The organism is Allobosea massiliensis (assembly GCF_042655245.1).
In the GTDB taxonomy this organism is placed as follows: domain Bacteria; phylum Pseudomonadota; class Alphaproteobacteria; order Rhizobiales; family Beijerinckiaceae; genus Allobosea; species Allobosea massiliensis.
The window spans coordinates 1-19,371 of sequence record NZ_JBHSLU010000011.1; the positions used below are offsets into that span (position 1 = coordinate 1).

A 19,371-nucleotide genomic window follows, 5' to 3' on the forward strand; every position below is an offset into this window, starting at 1 on the left:
CCACCATCGCCTCCGCGACGGCCTTCCTCTACGCAGCCGCCGCCATGGTTCTTATCCGCCGCATCGCGCGAGCGTCATGAGTTCCGGGACGGACTCTTAGGTAGTATTTAATGTGTGCGTCGCACGATTCCAGCTGCCTATCCCGGCTGCGGAACCCCATCGATGAAAACGCTGGCTACCCGGATCGCGTCCCTCAGCGTGGGCGCGAAAATCGCCGCGATCATGGTCGTTTTGATGTTCCCCATCGGGCATTTTGCCTGGCTAATCGCACAGTCCGTTCAGAAGGATGTCGCCTTCTCATCGCTTGAGGTGGAGGGCGCCAAGGCGGTCAGGGACGTTTGGGCTGGATTGGCTGAAGCGGCCCGACCGGACAGCAGTCTCAACCCTACTGCTGTGGAAGCCGTGAAGCGGGCGGAGACCGTCTCGGGTCGGTTCTCTGCAACGGCAGCGGTAGAGGCGTTCCGGCAGGCGCTCGCCAATGCGCAAGACCGCGAGGCTGCCTTGGACCGCGGTCAGGTCGCCATCCAGAAGATCGCCGACGGTTCCAATCTGACTCTCGATCCCGAGGTCACGACCTACTACCTGATGGACGCTGCGACAGTCAGGCTTCCCGAGATCGTCGTGGCGCGGGCGCTGATGGAGCAGAGCTATCAGGCGTTCGTCGGTGTTGGCCGGGAGGTGTCGATGACCGAGTACGAGGCGTTCATTCAAGCCTCGACGCGCTTCGACATGGGACTTTCGGCTCTGCGCTCGTCAATCAAGTCAGCACAGGATAGTCGGCAGGACCTTGGCTCCAAACTGGGCGAGCAACTGGCAACCTTCAACGCTGCCGCAGACCGCCTGTCGTCGCTGACCACCACCCTTCGGAAGGTGATCGCCAGCAACCTTCCCAATCCGCTGAAGCCCGCCGAATTTGACGCCGCCGAGGCAGCTATCGCCGCAGGATCGGATGCTCTCTGGCAGGCCGTCGAGAGCAATCTCGTCAGCCTTCTCGATCAGCGCATCGAGGGTCTGAAATCAAAAGCATTCATCGAGTTTGCATTGGCGCTTCTCGGCGTGCTCGTGGCCATGGGCATCGCGCTGAGCTTCGTCAGGTCGATCCGCAATCCCATTGCGGACCTGATCAAAACGATGCGCCGGTTCCAGAAGAACGACTTCTCCGAGCCCGTTCCACATCTGAACCTCGCCAACGAGATCGGCGAGATCGCGCGCGCTCTGGATCGAGGCAAGCACGAGGCCGAGGCCAGCGCGCTCACGATCGCGGCGATGAACCAGTCGCCGACCATGCTGATGATCACCGATCCGAACGAGAACATCACCTTCCTCAGCGAGTCCTTGGTCGAGATGCTGATGAGAATGGAACCCGTTTTCCGTGCCGTGAAGGGCGACTTCGCTGTTGAGAAAATGGTCGGTCAGCATCTCGACTACTACCGCACCAACCCCAATCTCTCCAGGAAACTGCTGGTCGACAATGGCGATATCCGGAAGGTCCGCTACGACATTGGCGACGAGACCATCCTGGTCGACATGGCCTACATTCGCGCCGACGATGGCTCGACGATTGGCCACACGCTCGTCTGGCGCAACGTGACAGCCGAGCTCCTGGGTCAGGCCGAAGTCGCGGCCGTCGTTGGCGCCGCCCAGAACGGCGACTTCTCGGCGAGGCTTCCGCTCGACAATAAGGACGGGTTCGTTCGCGAAATCGCCGTCGGCCTCAACAACGTCTCGGCCCTGGTGGAGAAGGCCACGACAGAATTTGCGGAGGTCATGGACGCCGTTGCCGGAGCCGACCTGACCCATACGGTCCAAGGCGATTATCGTGGTGTGCTCGGGGCCCTCAAAAGCAGCATCAATGGGACCGTTCAGCGTCTGGCCGAGACTGTCCAGACCATACAGCTGACCTCTGCCGATGTCGGTCTGGCCGCCCGCGAGATCAACATGGGTGCGGATGATCTCTCCAAGCGCACCGAGGAGCAGGCCTCCTCGCTCGAGGAGACCGCCGCGACCACCGAAGAGCTCGCGGCCTCGGTGAAAGCCTCGGCCCAGGCCTCGCGCAATGCCGCGGCGATTGCCGACGAGGCGATGAAGGCGGCGCAGATCGGTGGCACCATTGCTGGCCAGGCTGTGGACGCCATGGCCCGCATCGAGGGCGCCTCGACCAAGATCTCCGACATCATCCGGGTGATCGACGACATCGCCTTCCAGACCAACCTGCTGGCGCTGAACGCGGCGGTGGAAGCGGCCCGCGCCGGCGATGACGGCAAGGGTTTTGCGGTTGTTGCCTCTGAGGTCCGCACGCTCGCCCAGCGTTCCAGCGAGGCGGCCAAGGACATCTCGGCGCTGATCTCGTCCTCGAACACGGAGGTCGGCGAGGGCGTGAAGCTGGTGCGTCAGGCGGGCGAGCAGCTCAGCCAGATCCTCACCGCCTCGAAGAAGGTCGCCGCCACCATCGCCGACATCTCGGCGGCTTCCGGCGAACAGGCCAACGGCATCGACGAGATGAGCCAGGCGGTCGCGCATCTCGACGAGATGACCCAGCAGAACGCGGCGCTGGCCGAGCAGAGCGCGGCCTCGGCCGGCTCGCTCTCCAACCGCATCGGACAGCTCAACGACCTCGTCGCGGCCTTTAAGACCGGGCACGATGGAGCTCCCTCCGGCCATGGCACGATGTCGGCTTCCGCCGAGCCCGCCCGCCTGCGTCAGCTCGCGGAAACGGCCTTCGCACGAGCCCCGGTCCGTACCGCGGCGCCGCGTCCTGCTCCGGCCAAAGCCGCCGCCCCCGCGCCGGCCCCAGCCAGGAAGGTCGCCAACAGCCGCGCCGGCGACTCAGGCTGGGCGGAATTTTAAAATCGCTGTGTGGCACCACGCACGCCGTTGCGGAACGTGATCGTTAGGACGTTATGCTCAACGCTTGGCTGCGACGATTATGCCCCATTGTCCTTTATGCCGACCATAGGCGCCTATGCTCTTGGGACGTCCAACGACGTTGGCTCGCCCGTCGAATGATCCTAATACCGGGCCGAGATTGCGATAGCTCAATGGCACAGAAGCGACATTCCGCTAGTCGGTCATAAATAGTGCGTCGTCAAATCGGATCAGTCGAGGAAATCTACGTGGATAAGGATACGATGATTAATCTGTGTCGGGACGCGCTGTGGCAAATCATCAACGAGCACAAGTCAAACGAAGCAAAAATGCGAGCCGATGTCATTCCACAAACCGCAGTCGCCTACTTTGCGTCAACACGAGTGGCTATGATCGCCATAGAAACCCTTCACGGTATAAATGCAATCAGCGGTGCGGATGCGACCCGCCTCATTAGCGAAACCGCGGCTGCAGTCACGACTGCGATGTCAATTGTCACAATAGACCAGATCGACCGGAAGGTTGGCTTTAGCGCTGAGAACTGCCGATCCGGTGGTTCGTAGGGCCGAGGTCTCGTCGGCTAAGATACACTGTACCGCGCACTTGCTGATAATGAGGCACTACCAAACAGCTAGCATACGCGTTGCGCCGATGGCACACTTAACTGCAGCCGTCGACCATGGCCACTTAAGCGAATGCTTTCGCGAAGCCCGGCACGGTTCACTTTGCCATCCAGCGTTAACCAGCGCGACGCTCAGTTCGCCATCGCAGCGCGCGTATCAGCTTGCGGTTTGACCGTCGCGCTTGAACTCAAAGATGGCCATTTTGGAAAGATCGCCGATCGATTTGTCCCGCTGGTCCATGAGGCGCGCTACAATGGCTGCCAAGCACTCCTTGGCAAAGCGCTCACCCATGGCTACGACCGCAGCGTCCCGGGCGAGCATTTCCCAAGCGCGGGCTTGGATAGCCTCCGCGACTAGAAGCTCGCGGGGATCAGTGAATGCATTGCGCAATGGCATGACGGCCTCCGAAAACAGTGGGCCTAATTACCTTACGGCAACCGCCGTCAGCAAGGCATTCGACACAGGTTTGATAGGACTTGCCACAGACGACAAAATCTCCTGCAGCTTTGCCGGCTCGGAGCTCCTACTCGTTCGGCCTTGTGTCAATGCTTTGCCCGTCTCTCTCCGCCGCCAGCATTCGGTCTCAGGCTTCGCTCATCAAGACAAAGAAGTCCGATCGGCCGGACTGCGCGAGAAATGGGCGACCGCGATTCCCGGCGAGATGAAGCGCCATGGCACTAAGCCACTCTCGCGGCAGGGCGCTGCGGCGTGGTCATCGCTGAGATTTCGCCTGTGAGGCGCTGCATCCGAGGATTTGGGGTCGTTTCCCCTGATCCTCGGAGGTATCCATGACCGACCCCGTCACCGTCACTCCGCTGCGCCAGCGGATGATCGAGGACATGACCATCCGCCGGTTTGGCGAGCACACGCAGCGCGACTATGTCCGGCAGGTGCGTGAGTTCACGGCCTTCCTTGGGTTGCCGCCGGACCGGGCCGAACCGGAAGATCTGCGGCGCTACCAGCTTCACCTGGCTTCGCTCGGCGCCAGCTATGCCCGGATGAACCTGGCCTGTACGGCCCTGCGGTTCTTCTTCCACGTCACGCTGGGCCGGACCGGCTTCGGTGACCGCATGGCGCGGATCCCGACGCCCGATCGCCTGCCGGTGGTTCTGGACACGCAGGAGGTGGCGCTGCTGCTGGCGCACGCGCGGAGCCTGAAGGACCGCGCCGCGCTGAGCATCGCCTATGGTTGCGGCCTGCGCGTCTCGGAGATCGCCAACCTCAAGGTCACCGACATCGACAGCGCCCGCATGCTGATCCGGGTCGAGCAGGGCAAGGGCCGCAAGGACCGCTATGTCATGCTCGCGCCCGACCTGCTCGACGTCCTGCGGCAGTGGTGGCGGGTGATGCGGCCACGTGGCTGGCTCTTCCCCGGCCAGCAGCCAGGCCAGCCGATCACGACGCGCCAGCTCAACCGGGCCTGCCATGCCGCAGCCGAGGCCGCCAGGCTCGATAAGCGGGGTCTCGATGCACACACTGCGGCACAGCTTCGCCACCCATCTGCTGGAGCGGAAGACCGATATCCGGGTGATCCAGGTCCTGCTCGGGCACAGGAAGCTCGACACCACCGCCGTCTACACCCGCGTCGCGCTGAAGACCCTGCGCGAGGTGACGAGCCCGCTCGCGCTGCTGGCGCCGCCGCCACCGCCATAAGGCGCCGCGTCGATCATGGCGCGGCCTTCGCTGGAGGTCGCGGACATCCTGAACCGGCATGGCGAGGCCTATCTCGCACGCCATCGGCTCAGCTGCGGCCAACTCAAGGTGATGGGTGCGATCCGGGCCTGCCGCACGGCTGCGCTCGGCGGCCATGTCATGGCCTGCGGCGACTGCGCTCACGCCACGATCGCCTACAACTCCTGCCGCAACCGGCACTGCCCACGCTGCCAGGGCGCAGCGGCGAAGGACTGGCTCGCGGATCGCCAGGCCGATCTCCTGCCCGTGCCCTACTATCATCTCGTCTTCACCCTGCCGGCGCCGATCGCGACTATGGCCTTCCAGAACAAGGCCGCCGTCTATGGTCTGCTGTTCAGGGCCGCGGCCGCGACGCTCGCCACCATCGCGAGCGATCCCCGGCATCTCGGCGCCCGCATCGGCTTCACCAGCGTCCTGCACACATGGGGATCGGCGATGACCCACCATCCCCATCTCCACATCATCGGGCCCGGCGGCGGCCTGTCGCCGGATGGCTCGCGCTGGATCGCGTGCAGGCCCGGCTTCTTTCTGCCCGTGCGCGTGCTCTCGCGGTTGTTCCGCAGGCTCTTCCTCGAAGGGCTCACAGCCCTGCACGCGGCGGGGCGGCTTACCTTCCATGGCAAACTCGCCGATCTGACGATCGCCGGCAGAAGCTCGGCGCGTCTGGTGCATCGTGAAGCCGGAGACGCCGTGATGATCGCCCTCGATCGTGCCGCCGCCCCGCCGAGGGGCCGATGAAGCGCATCGTCGTGACCCTGATGCCGGACGGCACGCCTTATGAGACGATTGAAATTTCCGGGGGCAGACAGGACCCGGGGGCAGGGGATCCTCGTTGAGACCTTCGGTGGCCTATAGAGACGCCCGCTATGCCCAAATTCTACTTCTCGGCGACCGAGGACGGCGACGACATCGAGCCGGACGAGGAAGCCCTAGAGTACGCGAGCTTGAAGCACGCCTGCCAGGCTGCCGAGGTGGCCCTGCGCGAGATGGCCTGGTATGCGACTGTTCCCAGGATCTGGATGTCCGTCATCGACGCGCGGCGGCGGCTTGTCTACCGCGTCCAGCATGATGTCGCGCAAGGAAGGATAAAGTCGCGCTGAAGGTCTAGTTCAGGGCTAGCCTAGGCCGGGCCGGAGGCTCGACTAGCCCCCTACTCGGCGTCATCCCGATCATCCGGAGCCGATCGACCGACAGGTGGCTCAGATCGAAGCGAGCGAACCGCCGTAAACGGTTCACGTCAGTGATCCGGACTTGGCCGCCATGGAATTCGAGTAGCCCCATCGGCTTCAATACGCTCAAGGTACGGTTCGTGTGGACGGGCGACAGGCCCAGCGCGTCGCCGACGACGATTTGCGTGACGGGGAACGTGAAGTCCCCGTCGACGGTACTCCGACTTGGTCGTGCCTAGCGTGCAGTATGCAGAACAGTCGCGCCATGCGCCCCTGTGCGTTTTGCCGCCCCATGCCGAACGCCATCTCGCGAACCATCGCCTCGTCGAGCAGGCTCAGAATCCACATTGCCCTCATGATCGTCGGGTGGTCGTCGACGAGGCGCATCAGCGTCCGGCACGGGATGATGGCCGCCTCGCAGCGGGATGCCGCGACGACGCTATGGCCGGATGATCGGATGTAGAGGGTGGAGACGTCGCAGGCGTCCCCTGGAAGCAAGAATGCCGAGATGTGCCTTCCGCCCTCCGGCGTCATCCGGCAGCGGTAAGCGAGCCCGGACACGATGATCCGGACGTTCTCCGAGGCGTCGGAGCCGTCGCAGACCGTCGACCCAGGCGGGAACGATGGCAGCAGCCGCAACTGCTTGTCGATTAAGGCCGCATCGAGGACCCCGAGGCCGCACTGGTTCTGCAGGCGGATCGTGAAGGGGCTACCCATGTGGCACCTCGTTGAAATGAAAAGGCCCGCCGAGGGAGCTCGGCGGGCCCGGTCCTGCCGTATCAGGCGGCCTTCGCCGGTTTCTGCACCGCCGCCTTGTTCGTGGTGCCGCTGATCTTGGTCAGCAGGTCGTCCGTCTGCGTCTCCTCGGCCAGCGTCGCCTCCAGCAGCTTCACGGCGTCCTTGTGACCGAGCTGCTGGGCCCAGGCCTTCAGGGTGCCGTAGCGGGTGATCTCGTAGTGCTCGACCGCCTGTGCGGAGGCGACAAGGCCCGCATCCAGCGCCGGGCTGTCGGCATATTCCTCCATGACCGACTTGCCCTCGTCGAGGATGCCGAGGATGGCCTCGCAGGTCTTTCCGCGAGGCGCCTTTCCGATCATCTCGAAGACCTCGCCCAGGCGCTCGATCTGCTCGGAGGTCTGCTCTTTGTGGGTCTCGAAGGCCTTTTTCAGTTCGGGCGACTGGGCCATCCTGGCCATCTTCGGTAGGGCCTTCAGGACCTGCTTCTCGGCGTAATAAACGTCCTTGAGCATGTCGTGGAAAAGGTCGTCGAGAGCTTTGGGCGTATTGGCCATGTGCGGGACTCCGTTTCAAGTGGAATGAATTGCCACTGCAACGTCCTGCTGGCGGAGTCGTTCCGCTCCCCTCTTTCTTCATCCGACTCACCGGACCTTCTTCGCACCAGCATCTGAGATTGAACAACGGGGTCGCGCCCGTCCTGGCTGGAACCTGTCTTCGTGCTCAGCGCCTACCAAGATGGCACCGGCCTCGCGGCCTGCCTGGTCGATATCTCGATCGTCAGTTGACGGACGCCCTGGCGACACGCGGCAAAGGCGACATCCGGGACTCAACGGCATTTCCGACGCTGCGGCTGAAAGCCAGCGCGCGGCAGGCGTTCAAGTTCGCGCGATAGGTCAATTCACGCGCCAAATGTGTCGAGGCCATCGCTCTGGCGGTCGCCAACGGCGTCATCATCTCGTCGGCGAGACACGTACACGTCTCCATGCGCCGCGCCGGCGGCTTCAGGGCCTCGCGTCCCAAGCACGGGTGCACGACGTCGTTGAACGTCGGTACTGTGCGCACCACGTAGCCGAGGGTTGCGTTCTCGCTCATGACAAAGGCTCCTGGGTTGCGCACCTTTTGCAGAACGCGATGTGCAGTGGTGTGGGGACGCTCCAGCCGGCGGCCGGGTGTGCGACGATGAGGCCATGCCGGCAGAGCTCGGTGATGGCGGCGACGAGATGCCGCTTGCGCTACCCCAGGACTATGGCCTCGAAAGTCGCGGGGGCCGCGACCAAGAGGCCCTCGCAGGGGTGTCGGGGAGGTTCGGACATCAGGGACTCCATCGCGATTTCGGACGGAGCAATTGTCCCGGAGGCGACAGCGCAATACCACATGCTTGATGCTTCATTAACCGGCTGCCGTTAAGTCAGCCGCGGTTGCCGCCTTACTTTGAGTCCCCCATGCCTCGCACTCCGCTCGACCCGGAAATTGAAGCTGGGCTTCGCTTGATGCCGGCACGCGAGGCGATCGAGACGGCGCTGAAGCTCACGGCATCGCTAGCCGCCGGGATAGCGTTCCTGGGGGTCGCGCATGAAGACGCCCATCCGATTAACCGCTCATTCGACGACATGCGGGAATGGCTGCGCCAAAAAGGCGATGTCGACGTGGTCTCTATCGACGAGCTTATCCAGCTGGTCGAGCGCGTTTGTTTCCAAATCTGGGCTCTGTCGGCATTCCAACCCGATCCGGTCAAGAGTCAGCTGCGCAAACTCGTCGAGCCCGTCTGCGGACCGCCGACGACCCTCGTCAAGTGACGCCGCGGTGCGGCAGGATTGCTTCCATCGCCGCCACGACGACGTCCGCTGTCGCGGGCTTCGCCAGCCATGTGCCGTGCGAGAAGACGGGGTCGACCGCCGAGCGGTCGCTACGGCCCGAGAAAACGATGAAAGGAACCGACCGCTCGCGCAGCGCCATCGCCAGTCGCAGACAGACGCCATCGAGCAGGTCCACGTCGAGCACCGCGATATTCGGCATTTGCCGCGCCAGTTCGGCCTCTGCCTCGGCGCATGACGTTGCCATGGCGATGCTCTCGTAACCCGAGTCGCGGAGCGATTGCTCCAGGTCCATCGCGATGATCGCCTGCGCTTCGGCGATCAGCACGTGACGCGCGCTCTTGTAGTTCATAGGTCCCCCCGAACCGATCAACGGCGGGACCTTAGTGCGGCGGGTTGCCGCAGCGCAATATGCGAATTTGCAGGGCTGGCTAGACGACGGCGCGGTGATAGAGCTCGGGTCGCTCTGGTCAATAATTCACGAAACCGCAAGCATATGTGCTGACGTTGGGCAAGGACTGCCTGTTGAGCCGCGGGCAGAAGCCGATCCGCGTCGGGCCGCCATGGAAGGGCGTGACGGCGTCGCGGAGGCGATGGGGCGACCGAAATGGTGACGGGGCACGGGATCAAGCCCGGGTCTTCAGGCGCTCGCTGAGTCGCACCAGGCGCTCGTGAGCCGCCTCCATCGCAGTGATGACGCCCGGCCCGTCGGCTTCCTCGGCCTAGCGGGCCTTCAGCAGGAATGCCGTCAGCGTGCCGAGCATACGGCTGGCGGCGACCGGGTCCTCCGGCGGGACCTGGGTGACATTGCGAGGACCGGACGCTCGGTCGACTGGGGCCTCGTCGCCGAGGTGACGGTCATACGCATCTGGTGCGAGCGTATGGCATCGCTGCTCAGCGCTATGTTTCCCTTGTCTCCGCAATCGTTCGACCCGTGTTCGAGCGATCACCCGCGGCGGCTCGGCTCGGCTGCGCGGGAGCGACTGCCTATCCAGTTTGTTTAACGATTTCGAAATCTGAACTGACGTATCGGAAGTCGTTGCTTGTTTTTGAGGCAGTTTATGACCCTAAGCCTTACTATTTCCCGTCGTTTTACGCTGCTCGCCTTTCTCAGCGGGATCATAGCAGTTGGTGCTGTAGCTTTCAGTTTGACGCGCGCTCGTGACGCGATGATCGCGCAGAAGCGTTCGGAAATCCGTTTTCTGGTCGAAGCGGCTGTAACCGTGATCGAAGGCCAGCGGTCGACACGGGCGGCGAGCGAAGCGCCAGAGCAGGTCAAGTCGCGATTGGCAGAGATGCTCCGCTCCTCTCGCTTTGACGGCGGCAACTACATCTACATCTTCGACACAAAGGGCCAGATGGTGATGCATCCCATGCTGCCGAAGTTGGAGGGGCAGTCGGCGCTGGGCGTCAAGGACACAACCGGTCGTCCTATCATTCAGGAGATGGTCGATCTGGCTAAATCCCAACGGGCAGGGTTTATCGCGTACTCGTGGAAGAAACCCGGGGATGACATCCCTTCCGAGAAAATTTCGTATGTTCAGGCGGTGCCGGAATGGGGCTGGGTGGTCGCGGCCGGCTTACATACCTCAGACATCCAATCGGCGTTCGGGGAGCTTTTGAACGCGGTTCTGATTGTGCTTCTGCCGCTCTTGCTTGGATACATGGCGGTCGCCGCTTGGCTGAACCTCAGCGTATCGCGGCCATTGCGGGCTCTGATCCAGACGATGTCGCAATTGGCGGCGGGCCACCTGGATGCCCAGGTCAAGGGTGGCTCTCGGCGGGACGAAGTGGGCGAAATTGCACGCGCGGTCGACCTCTTTCGGAGCGGCTTGCAAAAGCGTGCCGAGGCTGACCAGGAAAGTATGCGTCATGAAGCCATGAGCTCCGATGAAAAGAACCGGGCTACTCAGCGCGTGGTTGACGATGTCGCGGCCATCGTGGCCAGCGCAGAACGGGGCGACTTCTCGGCCAGGGCTTCAGTTCGCGTTTCGGAGCAGGGGCTGAACAGGCTCGTCGAGGGTATCAACGCAATCAATCAATCCGTCGAGGAAGCCACCGGTGAGTTTGCCGCTGCAATGGGTGCCATCTCCCAGGGCGATCTGACACACCGTATCAATGGCGTCTATTCGGGCCGGTTTGCGGAGCTCCAACGGGCGATCAACATGACCACTGAGCGGCTCCAGGAAATCGTCGGGGCGATCAGTTCGACATCCCACGCGATCCTGCTTGCCGCGCGAGAAATCAATATGGGCGCGGACGACCTGTCGAAGCGCACCGAGGATCAGGCCTCGTCGCTCGAAGAGACGGCGGCGACGACCGAGCAGCTCGCGGCCTCGGTCAAGGCCACCGCCCAAGCCTCGCGCCAGGCGGCGAGTGTTGCCACGGAGGCCATGCAGGCGGCGCAGACGGGCGGCGCCATCGCCGGCAAGGCGGTCGATGCGATGGCCCGCATCGAGAGCGCCTCGACCAAGATCTCCGACATCATCCGAGTGATCGACGACATCGCCTTCCAGACCAACCTTCTGGCGCTGAACGCAGCGGTGGAAGCCGCGCGTGCCGGCGATGCCGGCAAGGGCTTCGCGGTCGTGGCCTCTGAAGTCCGCACGCTCGCCCAGCGTTCGAGCGAAGCCGCCAAGGACATCTCGGCGCTGATCTCCTCCTCCAACACCGAGGTTGGCGAGGGCGTGAAGCTGGTGCGTCAGGCCGGCGAACAGCTAAGCCAGATCCTCGCAGCCTCCGAGAAGGTTGCCGCCACCATCGCGGAGATTTCCGCCGCGTCGGGCGAACAGGCCAGCGGCATCGACGAGATGAGCCAGGCGGTCGCCCATCTCGACGAGATGACCCAGCAGAACGCGGCGCTCTCCGAGCAGAGCGCGGCCTCGGCCGGCTCCCTCGCCAGCAAGATCGGACAGCTCAACGATCTCGTCACCGCCTTCAAGACCGGGCCCGACGACGGCCGGGCCGCGGCGGCGCCTGCCCCCGCCAGCGAGCCCGTCCGTCTGCGCCAGCTCGCGGAAGCCGTCTTCATCCAGACCAGGGCGTCGGCTCCCCGCGCTGCCGTACCGGTCGCCGCTCCCGCCAAGATCATGACCGAAGCGTTCGACTTCGACCGTGCGGTTCGCGCGCATTCGGACTGGAAGATGAAGCTGGGCGCCTATATCCGGCGGCCTGACCAGTCCTTGCGCGCCATCGAGGTCGCGCGCGACGACGTATGCGAGCTCGGGTGCTGGATCCATGGGCCCGGGCGCAACCTGGCAGGGGCGAAAGAGTATGCCGAGCTGAAGAGCGCCCACGCCGCATTTCACCGGACGGCTGCTGATATCGTCCGTCGCGCCGATGCCGGAGAGACGGTGACAGAAGACATCGCCCTTTCCGCGACGAGCCCCTACAGCGACGCTTCAGGCCAAGTCATGAAGGCGATCGTCGCGATGAAGCGCAGGGCTTCGGACCCACAAGCTGTGGGCCTCGGTGCAGCCCCTGTGCATCTCAAGGTGGCCAACAGTAGCTCTCGCGCTTCGGGCTGGGATGAGTTCTGAATAGGCCTACGACGAAGCGCAATTGAAGGCCCTGCCTTCACCGGCAAGGCCTTTCCTGTGCCGCCGATGCCGAGCCTTGGCTTAGAACCAGCCGCGACAGGGCTCCCTCCAACGGGACCTTCAGCCCAATGGGCTGGAGCCGAAGGGCGGTGCGCTATGTCCAAACCTCGAACATTCATCGCCCTGCTCCGATCGCCAGCACAGAGCGTCGTCCTTCCTCTGACAGCGCAGGTCCCGCCGGCGTCGCATGGCATACTCCGTGAGGGCGCCACTCGGGTGGAAGCTGTATCGCCAATGGACGCCGTCGCTGAACTCCTTGCCGAAGATCAGCTTCTGGATGGCACCGCCGCGGATTCGCTTGAACCCGTCAATCCCCGGAGTCATCTCGGCGCTGACGAGTGATGCCATACCGATGGCGCAGAGCGCCAGGAAGGCCGCGGCCAGTTTCCGTTGGCGCATGTCACGCTCCAGCGACGTTGACGATCAGGACGCCGGCAAGCGCAGAGGCCGCAAGCGTCGGGATCATGCCGACCTTGAAGCGCAGCATCGCGATCATGGCGGCGGCCGAAAGTACGGCGGCGCGCCAATCCAGCGACGACAGGAGCGGGAGATCTGGTGCAAGGCCAAGAAACTCGACCGAGCGGACCTGCCGGAAGACGACGTGGAGCGCGAACCAGAGCGCCAGGTTCATCACGACGCCAACGACCGCCGCGGTGATCGCCGTCAGCGCGGCCGAGAGGGCCCTGTTGCCGCGCAGCGCCTCGACGTAAGGCGCTCCAAGGAATATCCAGAAGAGGCACGGTGCGAATGTGACCCAGAGCGTCAGTAGCGCGCCGAGGCCCCCGGCCAGCAGCGGCTCGAGGCTGCCCGGCGTGCGGTATGCGGCGAGGAAGCCGACGAACTGGAGGACGAGGATCAGCGGCTCCGGCGTCGTCTCGGCCAGGCCCAGACCGTCGATCATTTCGCCGGGTGCCAGCCAGCCGAAGGTCTCGACGGCTGCCTGGGCGACATAGGCCAGCACCGCATAGGCGCCGCCAAAGGTGACGACCGCCATCGTGCTGAAGAAGCCGCCGATCTGCGTCCAGACGCTCGCGCCGCCCGTGATGAGCCAGAGCGCCAGCACGGGCCCGAGCCAGATCGGCAGCCAGATCGCGCAGGTCTTGATGGCCTTGGCGCCCGACGGGGTGGTGTGGCCGAGCTCTCCCCGCTCGAACATCAGGTCGACGACACCCTTGAACTCGGGTGCGGCGGCCTTGCCCCCATGACCGCCACCGGCGAAGGTGGTCGGTGCGTAGCGCTGGCCCAGCCAGCCGACGACGGCGGCCGCAAGGATGATGATCGGGAACGGGATCTTGAACAAGTAGATGCCGATGAAGGCCGCGATCGCAATACCGATCATGGCGCGGTTCTTCAGGGCTCGCCGGCTGATCCGCAGGCCCGCTTCGACGACTACGGCCAGCACGGCCGCCTTGACGCCGAAGAAGACGGCGTCGACCAGCGGTACATGGCGATAGAGGACGTAAAGCAGGCTAAGGCCTAGCATCACCAGCGCGCCGGGGACGATGAAGAGCAGACCGGCCACGAGGCCGCCGATCGTGCGATGCATCAGCCAGCCGATATAGATCGCAAGCTGCTGGGCTTCGGGGCCCGGAAGCAGCATGCAGTAGTTCAGGGCGTGCAGGAACCGCTGCTCGCCGATCCAGCGGCGGTCCTCGACCAACTCCTTGTGCATCAGGGCGATCTGGCCGGCGGGGCCGCCGAAGGAAAGGCAGCCGATCCTGGCCCAGACCCTGACGGCCTGGGCGAAGCTTGGTGTGGAAGGGCCGGTGATGGCGGTGTCGGTCGGGGTTGCGAGGGTCATGGCTGCCTTCGCTCAAGCCTTCGGCCCGGACGGCCAGTTGTGGGTCTCCTCCGTTGCGTCCCGGCACCAGCGGTAGAAGGCATCGTAGAGCAGCATGCCGGCATCGAGCTGTTCGAGGTCGTCCCGGTACATGCGCGAGAGGCCGAGCGACGCCGCCAGAAACCCGGGGGCCTCGGGCGCGAGATCCGGACGGGCTGTGTCGGCTGCGCGCACGATCGCCGCCAGCCGATCGAGCGCGGGTGAGGACAGCCCGAACTCCTCGATCATGACGTCGAAGGTGCAGCGCTCGCCCCGGTGGCTCCAGAAGATTCCGTCGATGTCGAAGGGCGTGGCGCCGAACCTGTCGGCGACATCGGGCACCTCTGCGGCCGTGACAAACAGGAACACGGCCCTAGGGTCGATGAAGCGGCGGATCAGCCAGGGGCAGGCAATACGGTCGACCTTCGGTCGCGACCGCGTGACCCACAGCGTGCGCCTCTGGACGTCGCGTGGAGGCAGCTTGACTGTCGATGCCAGTAGCCCGCCGGCGTCGCGCCATGCCTCGAAGCCGCCTTCGAGATTCTCCGCCTCAACGCCCTCATGCCGGAGCCAGGCGGCAACGCCCTCGCTCAGCTTCTGGCCGCGTTGGCAGACCACGACGACGCTTTGACCTGCGTAGTCACGAGCCCAGTCCGCGACGTTCTTGTGTGAACGATGATCGGCAGCGGGCAGGATGCGCGTATCGAGCGCGACATCATCGGGGATGCGGACGTCGACGACGGTCGGCGCGCCCGGCAAGCCGACGAGCCGGGTCAATTGGGCAGTGGTGACCTGGATGTTGGAAGACATGAGCGTCCATCCCTGAAACGAGGAAAGTGGACGCGAACATTGGGCTGACGCCTCACGGGGTCGTCGCGAAGAACCCCTTGGGTTGATCATGAACCACAAGGGGTGCTCGCTTGCAACTGGATCGTGGCGCGCCTGCCTACCTCGCGATCAACGGCCAGAGGCTGAGCGCCGTCACGGCCAGCGCGGCTGCGACCTCCAGCCAGAAGGCGCCTGGACCTGCGAGAGCATTTCGTCTCCTCCGGTCTTGACCTGGAAGGGCGGCAGCCTGCTTCGCTTGCCGCGCGCGAAACCAGAATCCTCAGGCAGCTCTCACAAGCCTTGGCTGCGCCGCTGCGCGATCGCGCGTCCGGAAGCCGTCCACCATCTGGTTCAGCCGGTCGATCTGCTCGGACAGGGACATCGCCGATGCGGCGCTCTCCTCCGACAGGGCCGCGTTCTGCTGGGTCATCTCGTCCATCTGCGCCACGACCTGCGCCATGGCGTCGATGCCGTTCGACTGCTCGCCGGAGGCTGAGGCGATCTGCGTGATCTGCCCCGAGAGGTCGCTCGCCGAGGCGACGATGTTGCTCAGCACCTCGCCGGTGGAGCGCACCAGCGCCACCCCTTGCGTGACCTCCGCGCCCGAGCTGGCGATCAGCAGCTTGATGTCGCGCGCCGCCTCGCCCGAGCGCTGCGCCAGCGTGCGGACCTCCGAGGCCACGACGGCGAAGCCCTTGCCGGCATCGCCGGCCCGCGCCGCCTCGACGGCAGCGTTCAGCGCCAGCAGATTGGTCTGGAAGGCGATGCCGTCGATGACCGAGGTGATCTCCGCGATCTTGCCGCTCGACTGCTCGATGCGCGCCATGGCGTCGACCGCCTCGGCGACAACCGCGCCGCCCCGCTCGGCAACCGATGTCGTCTGCTGCGCCAGCGCCACGCTGCGACGCGAGGCCGTCGCGCTGTGCTTGACCGACGCCGCGAGCTGCTCGGTCGTCGCGGCCGTCTCCTCCAGCGAAGCGGCCTGCTGTTCGGTGCGCTGCGAGAGGTCGTTGGCGCCGGTGGTGATCTCGCGGGCCGACAGGCCGATCTGGGCTGCCGTCGCCTGGATCGTGGCGACGGTCGCGCCCAGCTTGTGGACGGTGCCGTTGATCGCGCGACGCAGTTCGCCCAGCCGGCCCTCGTAAGCCGTCTCGACCTCCTGCGTGAGATCGCCCTCGGCGACCGCGTCCAGCACGGTCGCGAACTCGTCCGTCGCCCGGTCGATCACCTGGTTGATCAGGTTGACGCTCTCGACGAGCGTCTGCAGATCGGGCCCGACCGCGCCGGCCGCGACGCGGCCGCTGAAATCGCCCCTCGCGGCGCGCTCGACGACGGCGCCGACCTGGGCGACGACCTGGGCCATCGCCTCGGCCCGTGCTCCGCGTTCGGCCGCGGTCAGCCGTTCATCGGCCTCGAGGGCGCGAACGCGATCGGCGTTCTCCCTGAACACGCCGATCGCCACCGCCATCGCCCCGATCTCGTCCTTGCGGTCCTGATGCGGCACGGCGACATCGAGACGACCCGCGGTCAGGGCTTTCATCACGCCGGTCAGCTGCTCGATCGAGCGGACGCTGCGGCGCGAGATCAGCGCCACCAGCGGCACCAGAACCAGCAGCAGGAGCAGCGCCTTGCCGGCGAGGCTGAGCTCGAAGGCGACCAGAGCCGCATATCGCGGCCCGCGATCGGACAGGGTCACGACGGTGAGCGGGTCGGCGCCCGTGATGGGAAGCGACAGGCCCGACACCTCGAATGCACGCCCGCTCAGGTTCATCGTGGCGGTGGCGTCCGCCGCCAGGGCCCCGTCGGGGATGGCGAAGGACGTCAGGTCGGGCAGCGTCGCGGCATTGACCTTGCCCTTGTAGATCAGCACGGCCTCGGCGCCGGTCAGCCGCTTGATCTCGGCCGCGGTATCGGCCCTGAAGCGCGAGCCGAGTTTCAGCGTGCCGAGGCGCTGCCCGCCGAGATTGATCGGCTGGACCGATTCGGTCGCCACCTCGCCCGACGAGGCCGAGACCGCAAGGCCGCTGGCCGACTGGCCTCCGATCGCGCGGCTGACCAACGGGTCCTTGCTCTTGTCGTCGCCGGCGCTGTTGGGGTTGTGGCCCCGCATGATCACGACGCCCTTCGCATCGGTGACTTCCAGCGTGCCGATGACGGGGTCGAGCTGCTTGATCTGGCCGAAGAGACGCACGAAGGTCTCGCGCAGCCTGGCCTTGTCGCCGCTCTGCACGGCCGCCACGACCTCGGGATGTGTCGCGTAGATCGAGGCGTAGGTTTCGACCCGATGGCCGATCTTGGCCAGCACGTCCTGGGCACGACCGCGCGCCGCCAGGGCGTCCTTCGACATGTCGAGATCGGCATCGGCCCTGAGTGCGAAATGCGACAGCACGAGAAGCACGGCGCAGCACGCCACGCACAACGCGACGACCAGGCCTGCCGCCTTGGCGCCCAAAGACTGGAATTTCGGCACTTTTTTCTCCCCAGATCGTTGCGCGATCAATTACGATAAGAGGGTTAAAAATGCTTACGCAGCGTAATGGTATGCCTATTTTCTGGGCACACGTAGGGCGCGTATGAGCTGCGCTTGCGCGCGGATGCGATCGCGCCTTTTTGGTGCCGGCGAAACGAGGCCTCTGAACATCGCGACGACCATCTTTACGCGCACAGTCGCTCAGCACGGGCCACTGCCGGACAAGGTTGTCGGTGATGACGATACGGGCGCGACCCCCGCGGTAACGCGTACGATAAAGATGCAGCTCTCCTGTTTGACCTCGGTCAAAGACTTGCAAAACGAACTTGAAGATTGTGGCCTTAGGCCCAGCTGCCTCTGCGGTCGTTCAACGATCTTGACCTTTGTCTAAGTGCAAGGGTGGTTCAGGTGCGGCTGGATCATACGGCCCTGGGTCGGACCTCCAGTCACCGTCCGTCAATGAACCCAACCCCCTTGAAAGGGAGACCCCATGGACGCGGTCGTCGACCAGTTCTCCCGCAACACGCTCATGTCCATCGCTGAGGCCTGCGCCGCCGCGATTGCTTGCGCCAGGACGGTTTCGCGGGGCGAATCCGTTAGGCTGGTCGAGTCCGCTGGACGGATTCTTGCCGAGACCTTCGTGGCGTGCATGGCTTCACCTCCCTTCACTCAATCGGCGATGGACGGCTATGCCTTGGTCGCGGCTTCAGGCATGTCTGAAGGCACGCGACTCAAGATCGTGGATCGTGTGCCCGCCGGGCGCAGCGGCCGGCGTTTATCGGCTGGCGAAGCCGCCCGCATTTTCACGGGCGCTCCGATGCCGGAGGGCGCGGACGCCGTCGTGATGCAGGAGCATGTCGAACGAGACGATACATCGATCGTACTGACGCGCCGAATGACTGCCGGCGACAACGTCCGTCATCAGGGCGAGGATATCGAGCCGCTCGAACCGCTCCTGAAGCCGGGCATCAGGCTTGATCCTCGCCATGTCGCCATGCTCGCCGCTCAGGGAGAAGAAACCGTCGCCGTCAGGTCCAGGCTGCGCATAGCCGTTTTTTCCACAGGTGATGAGTTGCAGGATGTGGGCGCCATGCTGAGGGGCGCGGCGGTCTATGACTCGAACCGCCCCATGCTGCTGTCGCTGATCGGCCAAGCGGGGCACGACGCGATCGACGGCGGCCGGGCAGCGGATTCGCGTTCGGAGATCGCAGAACGGCTGCAGATGCTCTCGGAGCGTTCTGATCTCGTGATCAGCACGGGAGGGGCGTCGGTCGGCGAAGAGGACCATAGCCTTGCGGCCCTAAGACATGCCGGAGGAAGCGGCCGGGTGCTGAAGATTGCCCTCAAGCCAGCCAAACCGGCGATCGTGGGCAGAATCGGACCGGCTGCGTATCTCGGGCTCCCCGGCAATCCGGTTGCAAGCCTCGTGTCCTGGCTCATCCTGGGACAAGCCATGGTGGGGGCTCTGCAGGGACGGCTTCATCGTCCGCACATTGGCTATCCGTTGCCCATCGCGGCGGGGTTTGCGCGGCGCCCCGGTCGTACGGAGTTTGTGCCTGCGCGGCTCGTGTCCAACAAGGGACAGGAGGTCAGGGCGGAGATCATCGGCAAGGGCGGTGCAGCACAGCTTCGCCCACTCGCCCTCGCAGACGGGCTCGCCGAGATCGCCGCCGAATGCGAGGACCTTCGTCCTGGCGATCTGATCCGGTTTCACCCGTTCTCTGGTGCTTTTCAAGGCTGAGGATCCCCAAGCC

15 protein-coding genes and 2 pseudogenes are annotated in these 19,371 nt (G+C 64.7%); 8 read left to right on the forward strand and 9 right to left on the reverse strand.

What is annotated here, in order from left to right:
• Positions 1 to 162: 162 nt before the first annotated feature.
• Positions 163 to 2,847 (forward strand): methyl-accepting chemotaxis protein, encoded by a 2,685-nt coding sequence (locus ACFPN9_RS07075; RefSeq protein ID WP_377816071.1) that lies wholly within the window; start codon positions 163 to 165, stop codon positions 2,845 to 2,847.
• A gap of 266 nt (positions 2,848 to 3,113) precedes the next feature.
• Positions 3,114 to 3,428, forward strand: coding sequence for a hypothetical protein (locus tag ACFPN9_RS07080; protein ID WP_377816073.1), 315 nt, complete (start codon positions 3,114 to 3,116; stop codon positions 3,426 to 3,428).
• Positions 3,429 to 3,644: 216 nt separating this feature from the next.
• Here ACFPN9_RS07080 and ACFPN9_RS07085 read toward each other — a convergent pair whose 3' ends face one another.
• Entirely contained in the window at positions 3,645 to 3,884 is a 240-nt protein-coding gene (locus ACFPN9_RS07085; protein WP_377816075.1) for a hypothetical protein, read from the reverse strand.
• Between the two features lie 392 nt (positions 3,885 to 4,276).
• Here ACFPN9_RS07085 and ACFPN9_RS07090 point away from each other — a divergent pair.
• From ACFPN9_RS07090 to ACFPN9_RS07100, 3 genes and pseudogenes are all read left to right on the forward strand, one after another.
• Positions 4,277 to 5,141 (forward strand): annotated as a pseudogene (locus tag ACFPN9_RS07090) (tyrosine-type recombinase/integrase).
• 15 nt (positions 5,142 to 5,156) lie between these two features.
• A pseudogene (locus ACFPN9_RS07095) lies at positions 5,157 to 5,829 on the forward strand (IS91 family transposase); the annotation flags it as partial.
• 217 nt (positions 5,830 to 6,046) lie between these two features.
• A complete protein-coding gene (locus ACFPN9_RS07100; RefSeq protein ID WP_377816077.1) occupies positions 6,047 to 6,280 on the forward strand; it encodes a DUF6894 family protein in 234 nt (77 codons plus the stop codon).
• A gap of 4 nt (positions 6,281 to 6,284) precedes the next feature.
• Here ACFPN9_RS07100 and ACFPN9_RS07105 read toward each other — a convergent pair whose 3' ends face one another.
• From ACFPN9_RS07105 to ACFPN9_RS07120, 4 genes are all read right to left on the reverse strand, one after another.
• Complete coding sequence (locus tag ACFPN9_RS07105; protein ID WP_377816150.1) at positions 6,285 to 6,530, reverse strand: helix-turn-helix domain-containing protein; 246 nt, start codon at positions 6,528 to 6,530, stop codon at positions 6,285 to 6,287.
• Entirely contained in the window at positions 6,476 to 7,066 is a 591-nt protein-coding gene (locus ACFPN9_RS07110; RefSeq protein WP_377816079.1) for a Crp/Fnr family transcriptional regulator, read from the reverse strand. The genes ACFPN9_RS07105 and ACFPN9_RS07110 overlap by 55 nt, the downstream gene beginning before the upstream one ends.
• Before the next feature lie 62 nt (positions 7,067 to 7,128).
• Entirely contained in the window at positions 7,129 to 7,641 is a 513-nt protein-coding gene (locus ACFPN9_RS07115) for a YciE/YciF ferroxidase family protein (RefSeq protein ID WP_377816081.1), read from the reverse strand.
• Positions 7,642 to 7,864: 223 nt separating this feature from the next.
• Positions 7,865 to 8,179 carry a hypothetical protein gene (locus tag ACFPN9_RS07120; RefSeq protein WP_377816083.1) on the reverse strand — a complete coding sequence of 105 codons (315 nt, stop codon included), beginning with the start codon at positions 8,177 to 8,179 and terminating at the stop codon, positions 7,865 to 7,867.
• A gap of 350 nt (positions 8,180 to 8,529) precedes the next feature.
• On the opposite strand from ACFPN9_RS07120, the gene ACFPN9_RS07125 reads away from it, so the two are divergent.
• Positions 8,530 to 8,883: a hypothetical protein gene (locus ACFPN9_RS07125; protein WP_377816085.1), complete on the forward strand. Its 354-nt coding sequence runs from the start codon at positions 8,530 to 8,532 to the stop codon at positions 8,881 to 8,883.
• On the opposite strand, the gene ACFPN9_RS07130 is transcribed toward ACFPN9_RS07125, so the two are convergent.
• Positions 8,876 to 9,253: a response regulator gene (locus ACFPN9_RS07130; protein WP_377816087.1), complete on the reverse strand. Its 378-nt coding sequence runs from the start codon at positions 9,251 to 9,253 to the stop codon at positions 8,876 to 8,878. The two genes, ACFPN9_RS07125 and ACFPN9_RS07130, sit on opposite strands and share 8 nt — an antisense overlap.
• A gap of 709 nt (positions 9,254 to 9,962) precedes the next feature.
• Between ACFPN9_RS07130 and ACFPN9_RS07135 the strand changes: the two genes are divergently transcribed.
• A complete protein-coding gene (locus tag ACFPN9_RS07135; RefSeq protein ID WP_377816089.1) occupies positions 9,963 to 12,440 on the forward strand; it encodes a methyl-accepting chemotaxis protein in 2,478 nt (825 codons plus the stop codon).
• A 460-nt stretch (positions 12,441 to 12,900) separates the two neighbouring features.
• Here the strand turns inward: ACFPN9_RS07135 and chrA are convergent, their stop codons facing one another.
• From chrA to ACFPN9_RS07150, 3 genes are all read right to left on the reverse strand, one after another.
• A complete protein-coding gene (gene chrA, locus ACFPN9_RS07140; RefSeq protein WP_377816091.1) occupies positions 12,901 to 14,301 on the reverse strand; it encodes a chromate efflux transporter in 1,401 nt (466 codons plus the stop codon).
• A gap of 12 nt (positions 14,302 to 14,313) precedes the next feature.
• Positions 14,314 to 15,129, reverse strand: a complete 816-nt coding sequence (locus tag ACFPN9_RS07145) for a chromate resistance protein ChrB domain-containing protein (RefSeq protein WP_377816093.1) — start codon at positions 15,127 to 15,129, stop codon at positions 14,314 to 14,316.
• Positions 15,130 to 15,427: 298 nt separating this feature from the next.
• Entirely contained in the window at positions 15,428 to 17,617 is a 2,190-nt protein-coding gene (locus tag ACFPN9_RS07150; protein WP_377816095.1) for a methyl-accepting chemotaxis protein, read from the reverse strand.
• Positions 17,618 to 18,107: 490 nt separating this feature from the next.
• Between ACFPN9_RS07150 and ACFPN9_RS07155 the strand changes: the two genes are divergently transcribed.
• Positions 18,108 to 19,358 carry a molybdopterin molybdotransferase MoeA gene (locus ACFPN9_RS07155; protein WP_377816097.1) on the forward strand — a complete coding sequence of 417 codons (1,251 nt, stop codon included), beginning with the start codon at positions 18,108 to 18,110 and terminating at the stop codon, positions 19,356 to 19,358.
• The last annotated feature ends 13 nt before the right edge of the window (positions 19,359 to 19,371 follow it).